We start from the raw sequence: 15,163 nt of genomic DNA, 5'->3' as shown, positions 1-15,163 counted from the left end.
GGACGCAACCCGTGTGTTCATGCGGGTGACGCGATGGAAGATCAGCCGATTGCCCGTCAAACTCCCTCCCTACTCTGAAGTTCCGGGACAGCACAAGATGCGCAAGGACATGGCTTCTGCTACGGAAGGTGAGTTGCTCTTCTATCCGGCCGTTGGCGGGATGGCCGGTATCCGGGTCTGGTTGATCGGCGAGACGGTCTGGATGACGCAGCGCCAGATCGCCGAGTTGTACGGCGTGTCGGTGCCCACCGTGAACGAGCACCTATCCAACGCTTACGACGAAGGCGAGGTCGAACCTGAACGAACCATTCGGAAATTCCGAATGGTTCAGGTCGAGGGTGGTCGCGAGGTCCGTCGCCTGCTGGACCATTACAGCCTGGAGGCGATTCTCGCCGTCGGCTACCGCGTCCGCTCCGCGCGCGGCACCGAGTTCCGCCAATGGGCAACGGCGCGGCTGGCCGAGTACCTGGCCAAGGGTTTCGTGCTGGACGACGAGCGGCTCAAGGGCGGGCGTGGCCCGGTCGACCACTTCGACGAACTGCTGGCGCGCATCCGCGATATCCGCGCCAGCGAGGCGCGGGTGTATCAGCGTATCCGCGAGATATTCGCCATGGCCGTGGACTATCGCGAGGGCGAGCAGGCCAGCCAGCGCTTCTTTGCACTCATGCAGAACAAGATGCACTACGCGGCCACCGGCCTGACCGCGGCGGAAATCGTCCATCGGCGCGCCGATGCCGGCCAGCCCAACATGGGCCTGAATACCTGGAAGGGCAGCCGCGTGCTCAAGCAGGACGTGGGTACCGCCAAGAATTATCTGGACGAGCAGGAAGTCGACACGCTCAACCGCATCACCGTGATGTTCCTCGACCAGGCCGAGTTCCGCGCCACGCGCCGCCAGGACATCCGCTTGGCCGATTGGGAGGGCTTCCTCGACAAGTTCCTGCGCGATACCGAATTGCCGGTGTTGGAAGGCGCCGGCAAGGTCAGTCACGTGCAGGCGGTGGACTGGGCTGAGCGCCAGTACGATGCCTTCGCCGAGCGGCGGCGAATGGACGCAGAGCGCGCCGCAGAAGCAATGTACCTGGAGGACCTGCGCGCGACGGCACGAACCCTGGAGACGACCGTCGCACGTAAAGCGGCCGTAGGGAAGAAGACGAACAAGGTATCGAAGTCGAAGGGCAACGAAAGCAAGAAATGAACAGGAAAAGCGTTTCACGAATAACCATGTCCATGCGCCGGATCACCGGTGGAATCGCCGCTGCCGGCCTCGCGCTGCTGTCGCTGGCCGGCTGCATGAGCCTGCCGGAGCACCATGTCGGCACCGAGCGCGTCGATGGCGCCTTCGTCTCCACCGACGGCAAGCTGTACCTGGTGGGCACCCTGCGCACCGCGGTGTTCGACGCCGCGCCGTTCCGCGCCTACCGTGAGCTGATGGACAGCCCGCTGCAGGACGCGGTGGCATGCGCGCGCCTGAATTACCGCCTCGACGTCAAGGGCAATGCCCCGGCCGAAACGGTGCGCGGCACCTACGGCATGCTGCTGCACGCCGACCGGGTGACGCCGGAACAGGCGGCGCGCTTCGGCCTGCAGCGGCTGGACGTGACGGCGCTGGACGATCCGGCGCGCGTGCCGGACCGCTACCTCAAGGCCGCCGACCCCGCCTGCGGCCTGCCTTCCGGCGGCGGCCACTATTACAGCGTGCTGTTTGAGGGCGACGGTGTCTGGGTGCGCCTGCCGGACACGTCCGCGCTGCTCGAAAAAAGCCGGCTGCCCACCCCCATCCAGGCGCGGCTGGAAGTGAACCGCGCCCCGGCGCCGCTGTTCACCCCGCTGCAGGCGGTGGGCAGCGTGGTCGGCGTGGCGGCGATCCCGGTATTCCTGGTTTCCATCCCCTTCCTGGGCCCCGATCATTGGAAATGACATGAGCACGAAGACCCTCCCGCAGATCCGCATCCCGGCCACCTACATGCGCGGCGGCACCAGCAAGGGCGTGTTCTTCCGCCTCCAGGACCTGCCGGAAGCGGCGCGCGTCCCCGGCCCGGCGCGCGACGCGCTGCTGATGCGCGTGATCGGTTCGCCCGACCCGTACGGCAAGCACACCGACGGCATGGGCGGGGCGACGTCGAGCACCAGCAAGTGCGTGATCATCGCTCCGGCCTCGGTGCCGGACCACGATGTCGACTACCTGTACGGCCAGGTTTCCATCGACAGCGCCTTCGTCGACTGGTCGGGCAACTGCGGCAACCTCAGCACCGCGGTGGGGCCGTTCGCCATCGCCAACGGCTTTGTCCCGGCCACGCGCATTCCGCGCGACGGCACGGTGGCGGTGCGGGTGTGGCAGGCCAACATCGGCAAGACCATCGTGGTGCATGTGCCGGTCCGCGACGGGCAGGTGCAGGAAACCGGCGATTTCGAGCTGGACGGGGTCACCTTCCCGGCGGCGGAGATCGTGCTGGAGTTCATCGATCCCTCCGACGACGAAGGCGAGGGCGGTTCCATGTTCCCCACCGGCAACCTGGTCGATGAGCTCGACGTGCCTGGCGTCGGCACGCTCAGGGCGACGATGATCACCGCCGGCATCCCCACCGTGTTCGTCGACGCGGCCGCCATCGGCTACGACGGCGCCGAACTGCAGCCGGCGATCAACGACGACAAGGCCGCGCTGGCCCGGCTCGAGGCCATCCGCGTGGCCGGCGCGCTGCGCATGGGCCTGATCAGGTCGCCGGAGGAAGCGGCCACCCGCCAGCACACGCCCAAGGTCGCCTTCGTGGCGCCGGCGAAGGACTACGTCGCTTCCAGCGGGAAGCGCATCGCCGCCGCCGACATCGACCTCAACGTGCGTGCCATGTCGATGGGCAAGCTGCACCACGCCATGATGGGCACCGCCTCGGTCGCCATCGCCACCGCCGCGGCCGTGCCCGGCACGCTGGTGAATCTGGCCGCCGGCGGCGGGCAGCGCGAGGCGGTGCGCTTCGGCCACCCCTCCGGCACGCTGCGGGTGGGCGCCGCGGTGGCCCAGGTCGACGGCCAGTGGACGGTGACCAAGGCGGTGATGTCGCGCTCGGCGCGGGTGCTGATGGAAGGCGCGGTGCGGGTGCCGGGCGACGCGTTCTGAGCCCGGCGCCGCGCTGCCGGCACGCCCCGCGATGGCGTGCCGGCGCGCACACGGGGCGTACGCGGGCGGCGGCTATACTCGCCGCGTCTGCAGGAGAACGCCATGGGCAACAGGAAGTGGAAGCACATGCGGTGGGCCGCGGTGGCGCTGGTGGCGCTGGCCATGCTCGCCGGCTGCAAGCGCAACGAGACCGGGCAGCTGCCCGGCGCCAGCGGCGAGGCGATCCAGGCCAAGCGCGACGAGGTCAAGGGCTTCGCGCTGGTGCGCGTATGGCCCGACCAGAAGGGCGGCGACGGCCTGTCGCTGGCGGTGGAGTTCTCGCAGCCGCTGGTCGGCACCCAGGATTTCGACAAACTGCTGCGCTTCGAGGAAAAGGTCGGCACCGAGGACAGCAGCTGGTCGCTGTCCGACGACGGCAAGACCCTGCGCTATCCCTACGTCGAGGCGGCCAAGGACTACACCCTGATCGTGTCGGCCGACCTGCTCGCCGCCGACGGCAGCCGCCTGGGCCGGGAAGTGCGCCAGCAGGTGTTCACCGGTGAGCTGACGCCGGCCGCCGGCTTCGCCTCGCAGGGCAGCGTGCTGCCGGCGCGCGAGAGCCGCGGCCTGCCGGTGGTGTCGGTCAACGTGCCGGAGGTGGACGTCGAGTTCCTGCGTGTGGGCGAGAAGAACCTGCCCACCTTCTTCAGCCAGTACCAGCGCGGCGGCCGCCGCGGCAGCTGGGAACTGGACAGCGACTACGGCGAGCACACGCCGATCTCGCAGCTGGCCGAGCCGGTCTACCTCAACCGCTTCGTGCTCGGCGGCAAGCCCAACGAGCGGGTGCTGACCTACCTGCCGATCCAGGACATCAAGGAACTGCAGCAGCCCGGCCTGTACTTCGCGGTGATGAAGCGCACCGGCAGTTTCGAGGGCGAATACGACACCGCGTTCTTCACCGTCAGCGACATCGGCCTGCACACCCGCGCCTACAGGGAGCAGCTGTTCGTGCATACCGCCTCGCTGGCCTCCGGCGCGCCGGTGAAGAAGGTCGAGCTGCGCGTGCTCGACGGCAAGGGCGAGACCGTGCTCAAGGGCCAGACCGACGCCAACGGCAACGCCCTGCTCAACTACACGCTCGACGCCTCGCACGTGCTGGTGGCCTCCAGCGGCGGCGACACCACGATGCTGCCGTTCAACCAGCCGGCGCTGGACCTGAGCGAGTTCGCCGTGGCCGGGCGCCAGAACGCCTGGTTCGACGTGTTCGCCTGGTCCGGCCGCGACCTGTACCGCCCCGGCGAGACCGTGCGCATCTCGGCGCTGCTGCGCGACAACGACGGCAAGCCGGTCGCCGGCCCGGACAAGGGCGGGCAGCCGGTGTTCCTGCGCCTGAAACAGCCCGACGGCAAGGTGTTCCGCGAGACCCGGCTGCAGCCGGGCGCGCAGGGTTATTTCAGCTTCGAGCAGGCGATCCCGGTCGAGGCGCCGACCGGCCGCTGGCAGGTCGAATTCCGCACCGACCCGGCCAGCAAGGAAGCGGTGCAGGGCATGACCCTGCGCATCGAGGAATTCCTGCCCGAGCGCATGAAGCTGGACCTGGACAGCGCGCAGAAAACGCTCAAGCCGGGCGAGCCGCTGAAACTGCAGGCCGACGCCGCCTACCTGTACGGCGCGCCGGCCGACGGCAACCGCTTCACCGCCCGGCTGGCGGTGGCGGTGGACCAGCACCCGGTGGAATCGATGCCGGGCTGGTTCTTCGGCGACCCCACCGTGAGCCTGCCGCGCGAAGCCAACGACGTGATCGACACCACCCTGCCGAAGGACGGCAGGCTGCGCGAGGACATCGCGCTGCCGGAAGAGGTGGGCAAGGGCACCACGGTGGCGGCGGTGGTGTCCGGCAGCGTCTACGAGACCGGCGGCCGCACCGTCACCCGCACCCTCAAGCGCGTGCTGTGGCCGGCGCCGGCGCTGGTCGCGGTGCGCCCGCTGTTCAGCGACGAAGACGGCGCCGATGCCAACGCCAACGCGCGCTTCGAGCTGCTGCGCGTGGACGCCGACGGCAGGCCGCAGCCGGCCAGGGGGCTGAAGCTCACCCTGGTGCGCGAACTGCGCGACTACCACTGGACCTACACCGACAACCGCTGGGACTACGACTTCACCCGCCGCTTCGAGAACAAGGAAACCCGCACCGTCGACGCCGGCGCCACCTCGGTGAAGTTCGACTTCCCGGTGGAGTGGGGCGAGTACCGGGTGGACGTGTTCGACCCGGCCACCGGCCTGACCACGCGTTACCCGTTCCGCGCCGGCTGGAGCTGGAACGACGACAACCGCGGCCTCGACGCGCGCCCGGACAAGGTCAAGCTCGCGCTCGACAAGACCGGCTACAAGGCCGGCGACACGCTGAAGGTGACGCTGACCCCGCCGCATGCCGGCCGCGGCGTGCTGATGGTCGAAAGCGACCGCATGCTCTACGTGCAGGACATCGACGCCAAGCCGGGCAGCACGTTTGAAATCCCGGTCACGCAGGACTGGGAGCGGCACGATGTCTACGTCACCGCCCTGGTGTTCCGCGGTGGCAGCGCGCCGAGCAAGATCACCCCGGCCCGCGCCGTGGGCGTGGCGCACGTGCCGATGGACCGCCGCGACCGCCGTGTCGCGGTGGGCCTGGTGGCGCCGAAGCAGATGCGTCCCGAGCAACCGATGACGGTCACCGTCAGCGCGCCGGAACTGGCCGGCAAGCCGGCGCACGTCACCGTCTCGGCGGTGGACGTGGGCATCCTTAACATCACCCGCTTCCCGGTGCCCGACGCCAACGCGCATTTCTTCGCGCAGCGGCGGCTGGGCGTGGACGCCTACGACATCTACGGGCGGGTGATCGAGAGCTTCGAGGGCAACAGCGGCAAGCTCAGGTTCGGCGGCGACATGGCGCTGCAGGCGCTGCCGCAGGCGCGGCGCCCGACCGCGCGGGTGCAGACCGTGGACCTGTTCTCCGGCCCGGTCGCGCTCGATGCCAAGGGCAACGCCCGCATCGCCCTGCAGGTGCCGGACTTCAACGGCACGCTGCGGGTGTCGGCGCTGGTGTATTCGGACCAGCGCTACGGCAACCGCGACGTGGAAACCCTGGTGCGCGCGCCGATCCTGGCCGAGGCCAGCATGCCGCGGGTGATGGCGCCGGGCGACCGCAGCACGGTGACCCTGGACGTGCAGAACTTCACCGGCAAGCCCGGCGAGTTCGCGGTGCGCGTGGACGGCGAGGGTCCGCTGGCCCTGGGCGAACCGGCGCGCAGGGTGCAACTGGCCGCCGACGCCAAGCAGACGCTGAGCTTCCCGCTCACCGCGCAGGAGGGCTACACCGTGGCCAGGGTGCGGGTGCGGGTGGACGGCAACGGCTTCAAGGTCGACCGCCGCTACGACCTGCCGGTGCGCGCGGCGTGGCCGCAGGTGCTGCGCTCGCAGACCCGCACGCTCGACCCGCTGGCGCCCATCACCCTGGACAGCGCGTTCGCCGGCGGGCTGATGGCCGGTTCGGTCAACGCGCGCATGCTGGTCAGCCCGCTGCCGCCGATCCCGTTCGCCTCGGCGCTGCAGGGCGCGTTGAACTACCCCTACGGCTGCGCCGAGCAGACCACCAGCAAGGGCTACGCCGCGCTGCTGCTGGACCAGGCGACCTCGGCCATGCTCGGCGCCGACGGGCTGGACGCCAAGGCGCGCCGCGAGCGCATGGAAGGCGCATTCGGGCGGCTGGCCTCGATGCAGGTGGCCAACGGCAACTTCTCGATGTGGGGCAACGACGACTACGTCAACCCGGCGCTGACCCCGTACATCGCCGAGTTCCTGCTCGACGCCAAGGACGCCGGCTTCGCCGTGCCGGACAACGTGCTGCAGAAGGCGCTGAACCGGATCAGCGAGGACCTGCTCAGCGGCGGCAACCAGTTCTACGGCCAGGACCGCCGCGATGCGTTGAAGTTCGCCAACCAGGCCTATTCGGGCTACGTGCTGGCGCGCGTCAACCGCGCCCCGCTGGGCACGCTGCGCGCGCTGTACGACACCGAGCGCGGCAAGGCGGTGACCGGCCTGTCGCTGGTGCACCTGGGCGTGGCGCTGTCGCTGCAGGGCGACGGCAAGCGCGGCCAGGCCGCCATCGCCGCCGGCTTCGGCATGGCCGGCACGGACCGTCCGGCGTACTTCGGCGACTACGGCAGCCCGCTGCGCGACGACGCGCTGATGATCGCGCTGCTGCATGAGCGCGGCCTGGCCAAGCCCGAGTACGACGCGCGCGCGGTCAGCCTGGGCCGCGCGCTGGACGCGCGCCGCAACAGCGGCTGGCTGTGGCTGAGCACGCAGGAGCAGGTGGCGCTGGCGCGGCTGGGCAAGGCGCTGATGGCCGACCAGAAGAAACTGGTGTCCGGCGAGCTGGCGGTGGGCGAGGCGCGCGAGGCCATCGACGCGCGCAAGCTGTTCGCGCGCGTGTTCGACGCCGCGCAGCTGGCGCAGGGCGTGCGCTTCTCGCCGCAGGGCCAGGCGCCGATGTTCGCCAGCCTGGAAGTGGCCGGCATCCCGCGCCAGGCGCCGGCGCCGGACAACAGCGTGATCGGCATCGAGCGCGACTGGTTCACCCCCGACGGCAAGCCGTGGACGCCGCGGCCGCTGAAGGAAGGCGAGGCGCTGATCGTGCGGCTGAGCGTCACCGCCAACACCGCCATGCCCGATGCGCTGCTGACCGACCTGCTGCCGGCCGGCCTGGAGATCGAGAACTTCAACCTCGGCGACGCCAAGCAGTGGGCCGACGTGGTGGTGGACGGCATCCAGATCAACGACCGGGGTGGCGCGGCCGATGCCAAGCACGAGGAGTTCCGCGACGACCGCTACGTGGCCGCGCTGAACCTCTCGCGCGGCAGCACCGCGCGGGTGTTCTACCTGGTGCGCGCGGTCACCCCGGGCACCTACACCGTGCCGCCGCCGCTGGCCGAGGACATGTACCGCCCCGACCTGCGCGGCGTCGGGCGTTCCAACCCGACCACGATCACCGTCGTGCAGCCGTGACGGCCACCGCGGGCGCCGGTTGAGGCAGGCGCCCGCGCTGCAATGAATGGATGGCGGATGGCGAGCGGTACATCACGGACACCAGCGACACAAAGCCCCTCTCCCCCCGGGAGAGGGGTTGGGGTGAGGGCCGGACGCACTAGTGGTCCCGAAAGGAACCAGGAATCCAGAGGTTTCGCACGCCGGTTCCGCCGCCTGCTGCCCTGGCTGCGCTGGGGCACCGCGGCCGCGCTGTCGCTGCTGCTGGTGCTCGACCTCGCCTTCCCGCCGCCGCTGCCGAAATCGCGCGACACCAGCACCCTGGTCGTCGCCCGCGACGGCACGCCGCTGCGCGCCTTCGCCGACGCCGAAGGCGTGTGGCGCTACCCGGCCGACGCCAAGAGCGTCTCGCCGCTGTACCTGCAGGCGCTGCTGACCTACGAGGACCGCTGGTTCTGGCGGCACCCGGGCATCAACCCGTGGGCGCTGCTGCGCGCCGGCGGGCAGATGCTGGCCGAGCGCCGCATCGTCTCCGGCGGCTCCACCCTGACCATGCAGGTAGCGCGCATCCTCGACCCGCACACGCGCACGCCGTGGGGCAAGCTCAAGCAGCTGCTGCGCGCGCTGCAGCTGGAAGCGCACCTGGGCAAGGCGCAGATCCTGGACCTGTACCTGGAGCGCGCGCCCTACGGCGGCACCATCGAGGGCGTGGAGGCGGCCAGCTGGGCCTACCTGGGCAAGCCGGCGGCGCGGCTGTCGCATGCCGAGGCCGCGCTGCTGGCGGTGCTGCCGCAGTCGCCGAGCCGGCTGCGCCCGGACCGCCACCCCGAGGCGGCGCGCCGCGCCCGCGACAAGGTGCTGGCGCGCATGGCCGAACTGGGCGCCTGGTCGGCCGGGGACGTGGCCGACGCGCGCGTGGAGCCGGTGGTGGCGCGTTCGCTGCAGCAGCCGCTGCACGCGGCCCTGCTGGCGCAGCGCCTGCGCAGCGCGCAGCCGCGCGCGGCGCACATCCAGACCACGATCGACAGCGGCCTGCAGCGCACCCTGGAAGAACGCGTGGCCTCCTACTTCTCGCAGCTGCCCGAGCGCACCTCGGCCGCGCTGCTGGTGATGGACAACGCCACGCTGGAGGCGCGCGCCTATGTCGGCTCGGTGGCGTTCGCCGACAAGGCGCGGCTGGGCCACGTGGACATGGTGCAGGCCTGGCGCTCGCCCGGCTCCACGCTCAAGCCGTTCCTGTACGGCATGGCGCTGGACGACGGGCTGATCCATTCCGAAAGCCTGCTGGTCGACGCGCCGCAGAGCTTCGGCGGCTACCGTCCCGGCAATTTCGATGCCGCCTTCAACGGCCCGGTGGGCGCGGCCAGCGCGCTGCGGCTGTCGCTCAACGTGCCGGCGGTGGACCTGCTCGACCGCGTCGGCCCGTCGCGCTTCGCCGCGCGGCTGGGCAACGCCGGCATCAAGCTGCGTTTCCCGCACGGCGTGCAACCCAACCTGGCGCTGATCCTCGGCGGCACCGGCGCGCGCCTGGAAGACCTGGTCGGCGCCTTCGCCGCGCTCAACCGCGAAGGCATCGCCGGGCGCGTGCGCTACACCGCCGACGATCCGCGCATCGAACGCCGGCTGGTGTCGCCGGGCGCGGCGTGGGTGGTGCGCGACATCCTCGCCTCCAACCCGCGCCCGGGCTATGGCGTGGGCACCTTCGACACCGGTGGCCGCCCGCCCGTGGCATGGAAGACCGGCACCAGCTACGGCTACCGCGACGCCTGGGCGATCGGCAGCACGCGCCGCTACACCGTCGGGGTGTGGGTGGGGCGCCCGGACGGCACGCCGCTGCCCGGCCAGTACGGCGCGGTCACCGCGCTGCCGCTGATGTTCGAGGTGATCGACAGCCTGCCGCGCCAGCCCGGCGACGCCGCCGCGCCGGCGATGCCGGCCAGCGTCGGCGAGGTGGAGGTGTGCTGGCCGCTGGGCCTGGCCGCGGCCGACACGCCGCCGGCCATGTGCCAGCGGCGGCTCACCGCGCTGGCGCTGGACGGCACCGTGCCGCCGACCTTCGCCGAACGCGACGCGCGGCTGTGGCAGTCCGGCCAGGTGCGTTTCGAGGTCGATGCACGCAGCGGCCAGCGCCTGTCGGCCGGCTGCGAGGGCCACCCGCAGCGGCAGGCGCGCGAGGTGGCGCGCTGGCCGGCGCTGGCCTCGCCCTGGCTGTCGCAGGCGCAGCGGCAGGCGCAGCGCCTGCCGCCACTGGCGCCGGACTGCCCGGACGATGGCCGCGGCAGCGACGGCATGCTGCATATCGACGGGCTCACCGACCGCGCCACCCTGGCGCGCGCGCCCGGCGCCACGCACGGGCCGCGCCTGCAGCTGCGCGCGATCGGCAGCGAGGCGACGGTGCAGTGGCTGCTGGACGGGCGCTGGATCGCGCAGACCGAAGGCGCGCGCACGTTCGTGCGCGATTTCGACGAACCCGGCGAACACAGCCTCACCGCGCTGGCCGCCGACGGCGCCTGGACACGCATCCGCTTCCGCGTGGCGCGGTAAGCCTGCACAACGCAGGAGCGGCTTCAGCCGCGAAGAGGCTTTCCCACTGGGCCAACAGGGAAAGCCCCATCGCGGCTGAAGCCGCTCCTACGGGAAGCATTCAGCCGGTTGCCGGCGCGGTTACTCGCCGATCCAGCCGTCGAGCATGTCGGCGAAATCGTCGGCGTGTTCCTCTTCCTGCGCCAGGATGTGTTCGAGGATGCGCTTGGTGGTGGTGTCCTTGTCGCCGACGAAGTTGATCATCTCGCGGTAACTGTCGATGGCGATGCGCTCGGCCACCAGGTTCTCGCGCACCATGTCGCGCAGGTTGCCGCCTTCCTTGTACTCGGCGTGCGAGCGGGCGGTGAGCGTGTCCGGGTTGAAGTCCGGCTCGCCGCCCAGCTGCACGATGCGCTCGGCCAGCATGCCGGCGTGCGCCTGCTCCTGCTGCGCGTGCTCCAGGAACTCGGCCTTCACCGCGTCGGCCAGCATGCCCTTGGCCATGTAGTAGTGGCGGTAGTAGCGCAGCACGCACACCCACTCGGTGGCCAGCGCGTCGTTGAGCAGCTTGATCACCCTCTTGCGGTCGGCGCTGTAGGTCGGCGTGATCGCGCCGTCCTCGATGCTCTTGCGTGCGTTGGCGCGCAGCGTCTTGCGGTCGGTGATGACGGTCGCCGGGACGGTCATGGCGGTCTTGCTGGCGGGCTGCTTGCTCATGGCGGGCGTGCTCCTTGGTGGAAGGGAATCGCTACTCCGGGAGGTGGGCGAGCATGTATTCGGCCGAGGACACCTCGAACTTGCCCGGTTCCTCGACATGCACGCCGCGCACCGTGCCGTTGTCCACGTACAGCGCGAACCGGCGCGAACGCATGCCCATGCCCGAACCGCTGGCGTCCATCTCCAGCCCCAGGGCGCGGGTGAAATCGCCGTTGCCGTCGGACAGCATCAGCAGCCCGTCCGGCACCGACTGCGCCCTGGCCCAGGCCTGCATCACGAACGGGTCGTTCACCGCCATGCAGAACACGTCGATGCCGCGGCTGCGGAACTGCTCGAAATGCTCGACATAGCCGGGCAGGTGGCGCGCCGAGCAGGTCGGGGTGAACGCGCCCGGCACGGCGAACAGCACCACCTTGCGGCCGTCGAACAGGGCATGGGTGTCGAGCGTCTCCATGCCTTCGCGGATGCGCTTGAGGGTGACTTCCGGGATGCGGTCGCCGACGTGGATGGTCATGGGGTTCTCCAGAGTCTGAATCGAAGTTTAGTGAGCAGGGGCTGAGGGCCGCGTCAAAGGCTTGAAAGGCCGGCCTTCACGCAGCATTTCCCGTGCATGGGCGCCAGGGCGCCATTCCGGACCGCCCGCCCCGCATCCCTGCAGGAGGACATGATGAGCATCGTACGTTACCGCCAGTGGCCGACCTCGACCGACATCCGCCATCTGCTGGCGCCGCTGCTGGACACGCCCCAGGACGCCGCGACCACCGGCAGCTGGCTGCCGGCCGTGGACATCCGCGAACACGACACGCAGTTCGTGCTGCACGCCGACCTGCCGGGCGTGGACCCGGCCTCGATCGAGGTGCAGATGGACAAGGGCGTGCTGTCGATCAAGGGCGAGCGCGCCGCGCCGGCACCGGTGGAAGGCCAGCGCTTCTCGCGCGTCGAGCGCCGCCACGGCGCATTCGAGCGCCGCTTCGCGCTGCCCGACAGCGCCGACGCCGAGGGCATCGTCGCCAGCAGCCGCGACGGCGTGCTGGAAATCCGCATCCCCAAGCGCGCCGAAGCCGCGCCGCGCCGCATCCAGGTGGCTACCGCCAGCGCCGCGTAAGCGCGCCGCCGCGCACATCGGCACCGCCGTGGCCCGCTAGAATGGCGCCACGGCGGCAGCCGAACCCGTATCGGCCCGTTCGCCGCAAGGCGGCGGGCCCGACTCTTTCCGAAAGGGTGTCTGGATGGAATTCAAGGATTACTACGCGACACTGGGCGTGGAGCCCACGGCCGGCGATGCCGAAATCAAGACCGCCTACCGGCGGCTGGCGCGCAAGTACCACCCGGACGTGAGCAAGGAAGCCGGCGCCGAGGAAAAATTCAAGGCCGTCAACGAAGCCTACGAGGCGCTGCGCGACCCGGCCAAGCGCCAGGCCTATGACCAGCTGCGCGCGCGCGGCTACCGGCCGGGCGAGGAGTTCCAGGCGCCGCCGGATTTCGGCGGCGGCCAGGGCTTCGACTTCGAGGAAGTATTCGGCGGCGCGGGCGCCGGCGGCGGCTTCAGCGATTTCTTTGAAAGCCTGTTCGCGCGCCAGCGCGGCGGTGGCGGCCGCGCGCGCGGCGGTTTCGAGGGCTTCGGCGGCAGCGCCGGCCCGCAGCCCACGCGCGACACCCGCGCCAAGCTGTCGGTGCCGCTGGAAGCGGCCTACAACGGCGACACGCTGCGCATCAACGTCGACGGCCGCCAGCTCGACGTGCGCGTGCCCAAGGGCATCCGCCCGGGCCAGGTGATCCGCCTGGCCGGGCAGGGCAGCGGCGGCGGCAACCTGATGCTGGAAGTGGAATACGCCGCGCACCCGCAGTTCGAGGTGGACGGCCGCAACATCCTCTACACCCTGCAGGTCACGCCCTGGCAGGCGGCGCTGGGCACCAGCATCAGCGTGCCCACCCTGGGCGGCGCGGTGGAACTGAAGGTGCCGGCCGATTCGGACAGCGGCCGCAAGCTGCGCCTGCGCGGCCGCGGCCTGCCGGGCAAGCCGGACGGCGACCAGATCGTGGAACTGGAAGTGATCGCCCCGGTGGCGAGCAACGAGGCCCAGCAGAAGGCCTACCGCGCGCTGGCCAAGGCCTTCGGCGAGAAAATCTGAAGCATCGGGCGCATGCAGGCGCGCACCTCGGGTGCGCCCCTGCGTCGCATCGGGCCGGGGCCACGGCTTGGCAGGTGTGGGGCCCGCGCCGCACGGGACTTTGCCGGGCAGACCTGATGCGGGGCAGGCCCCGCCTCCACCGGTCAGGCCTCCGGCAGGTCGCCGCCGCCAGCGAACACGCGTGCGATCACCTCGGATAGCTCGTCCTCGGAGAACGGCTTGGTGATGTAGGCCTTGGCGCCCTGGCGCATGCCCCACAGGCGGTCGGTGTCCTGGTCCTTGGTGGTTACCAGCACCACCGGGATGTGCGTGGTGCTGGCCTCGCGCTTGAGCGTGCGCGTGGCCTGGAAGCCGTTGAGGTTGGGCATCACCACGTCCATCAGCACCAGGTCGGGCAGGACCGCCTTGGCGGCCTCCACGCCGGCGGCGCCGTCGGTGGCGGTGAAGGTTTCATGCCCCAGTTTTTCGACGATGCGCTGGATGCCGAGCAGCTGCGACGGCGAATCGTCCACGATCAGGATGCGCGCCACGTTCTTCCCCAAGATGATGTCGCCCGCCTAGTGTCGGCCCGCTGGCGGCGCGAAGCAACCGGCGCGCCGCCGCCAGAGCGTGCGCGCGGCCGCATTCAGTCGATCCTGACCACCGTGCGCCCGAACGAACCGCCGGCCAGCATGGTGGCGAACACCTCTGGCAGGCCGTCCAGGCCTATCTCCCGGGTGCAGATGGTGTCCAGGTGGCGCGGCTTCCAGTCATCGCCCAGGTGCTGCCAGACCTGCTGGCGGATGTCGCGCGCGGTGCCGGCCGAGGCCACGCCCAGCAACGACACGCCGCGGATGATGAAGGGCATCACCGTCATGTCCAGCTGCGCGCTGGCGGCCAGCCCGGCCGAGGCCACGTTGCCGTAGGGCGCGGTCTGCGCCAGCAGGCTGGTGAGCATGGCGCCGCCGACATTGTCCAGGCCGCCGCCGAAACGCGCCGATTCCATCGGCCGGGTGGTGGCCAGCGCCTCGCGGCCCAGCACTTCGGTGGCGCCAAGCGTGGTGAGGTAATCCTTGGCCTCGGCCTTGCCGCTGATGGCGTGCACCTCGAACCCGGCGCGGCTGAAGATGTCCACTGCCAGCGAGCCCACGCCGCCGGTGGCGCCGGTCACCGCCAGCGGGCCGTGTTCGGGCCTCTGCCGGTTGTCCTTCATGCGCAGCAGCGCCAGCGCGGCGGTGAAGCCGGCCGTGCCCAGCACCATGGCCTCGCGCAGGGTCAGCCCCGCCGGCAGCGGGATGGCCCACTTCGATTCCAGCCGCACGTACTGGCTGTAACCGCCGTCGCGGGTTTCGCTCAGGCCGCAGCCGGTGGCCAGCACCGCGTCGCCCTCGCGGAACGCCGGATCCGTGGAAGCCACCACCTCGCCGGCCACGTCGATGCCGCCCACCAGCGGGAAGCGGCGCAGGATCTTGCCCTGGCCGGTGCCGGCCAGCGCGTCCTTGTAGTTGACCGACGACCAGCGGGCGCGCACCACCACCTCGCCGGGGGCGAGCTGGTCCAGCGTCACCTGCTCCAGCCCGCTGCGGTAGCCGGCGTCGTCGTTGTGGATGCGGAAGGCGGTGAAGGGGGCATGGGCGGACATGGCGCGGCCTGCAGCGGAACGGGGGAATAACCAAGATAGCGGTTGCGAAACGTC

The 15,163-nt window shown here is 70.8% G+C and carries 11 protein-coding genes; 7 read left to right on the top strand and 4 right to left on the bottom strand.

Annotation, left to right across the window (positions count from 1 at the left end; all coding sequences use genetic code 11):
* Positions 1 to 97 precede the first annotated feature (97 nt).
* The 5 genes from AC06FP_RS14735 (at position 98) to pbpC (ending at position 10,660) form a co-directional block, all read left to right on the top strand.
* A complete protein-coding gene (locus tag AC06FP_RS14735) occupies positions 98 to 1,198 on the top strand; it encodes a virulence RhuM family protein (RefSeq protein ID WP_478076023.1) in 1,101 nt (366 codons plus the stop codon).
* 26 nt (positions 1,199 to 1,224) lie between these two features.
* Entirely contained in the window at positions 1,225 to 1,920 is a 696-nt protein-coding gene (locus tag AC06FP_RS14730; RefSeq protein ID WP_478076022.1) for a hypothetical protein, read from the top strand.
* Between the two features lies 1 nt (position 1,921).
* Positions 1,922 to 3,115 (top strand): 2-methylaconitate cis-trans isomerase PrpF, encoded by a 1,194-nt coding sequence (prpF, locus tag AC06FP_RS14725; RefSeq protein WP_478076021.1) that lies wholly within the window; start codon positions 1,922 to 1,924, stop codon positions 3,113 to 3,115.
* A 126-nt stretch (positions 3,116 to 3,241) separates the two neighbouring features.
* Positions 3,242 to 8,137 (top strand): alpha-2-macroglobulin family protein, encoded by a 4,896-nt coding sequence (locus AC06FP_RS14720; protein ID WP_478076039.1) that lies wholly within the window; start codon positions 3,242 to 3,244, stop codon positions 8,135 to 8,137.
* A 123-nt stretch (positions 8,138 to 8,260) separates the two neighbouring features.
* Positions 8,261 to 10,660, top strand: coding sequence for a penicillin-binding protein 1C (gene pbpC / locus AC06FP_RS14715; protein ID WP_478076020.1), 2,400 nt, complete (start codon positions 8,261 to 8,263; stop codon positions 10,658 to 10,660).
* Between the two features lie 120 nt (positions 10,661 to 10,780).
* On the opposite strand, the gene AC06FP_RS14710 is transcribed toward pbpC, so the two are convergent.
* Positions 10,781 to 11,356: a ferritin-like domain-containing protein gene (locus tag AC06FP_RS14710; protein ID WP_478076019.1), complete on the bottom strand. Its 576-nt coding sequence runs from the start codon at positions 11,354 to 11,356 to the stop codon at positions 10,781 to 10,783.
* A gap of 31 nt (positions 11,357 to 11,387) precedes the next feature.
* Positions 11,388 to 11,870: a peroxiredoxin gene (locus AC06FP_RS14705; protein WP_456116728.1), complete on the bottom strand. Its 483-nt coding sequence runs from the start codon at positions 11,868 to 11,870 to the stop codon at positions 11,388 to 11,390.
* Between the two features lie 153 nt (positions 11,871 to 12,023).
* Between AC06FP_RS14705 and AC06FP_RS14700 the strand changes: the two genes are divergently transcribed.
* The gene (locus AC06FP_RS14700; protein WP_478076018.1) at positions 12,024 to 12,461 is read left to right on the top strand and encodes an Hsp20/alpha crystallin family protein; all 438 of its coding nucleotides are present in this window, start codon (positions 12,024 to 12,026) and stop codon (positions 12,459 to 12,461) included.
* Between the two features lie 124 nt (positions 12,462 to 12,585).
* Positions 12,586 to 13,488 (top strand): DnaJ C-terminal domain-containing protein, encoded by a 903-nt coding sequence (locus tag AC06FP_RS14695; RefSeq protein ID WP_456116726.1) that lies wholly within the window; start codon positions 12,586 to 12,588, stop codon positions 13,486 to 13,488.
* Between the two features lie 143 nt (positions 13,489 to 13,631).
* On the opposite strand, the gene pilH is transcribed toward AC06FP_RS14695, so the two are convergent.
* Both pilH and AC06FP_RS14685 read right to left on the bottom strand, forming a co-directional pair.
* Positions 13,632 to 14,018, bottom strand: coding sequence for a twitching motility response regulator PilH (gene pilH, locus AC06FP_RS14690; protein WP_343199942.1), 387 nt, complete (start codon positions 14,016 to 14,018; stop codon positions 13,632 to 13,634).
* 95 nt (positions 14,019 to 14,113) lie between these two features.
* Positions 14,114 to 15,109, bottom strand: a complete 996-nt coding sequence (locus AC06FP_RS14685) for a YhdH/YhfP family quinone oxidoreductase (protein WP_478076017.1) — start codon at positions 15,107 to 15,109, stop codon at positions 14,114 to 14,116.
* Positions 15,110 to 15,163 lie beyond the last annotated feature (54 nt).

Source organism: Stenotrophomonas sp. Steno-Z2, assembly GCF_056393235.1.
This window is presented reverse-complemented; position numbering and strand designations above follow the sequence as displayed.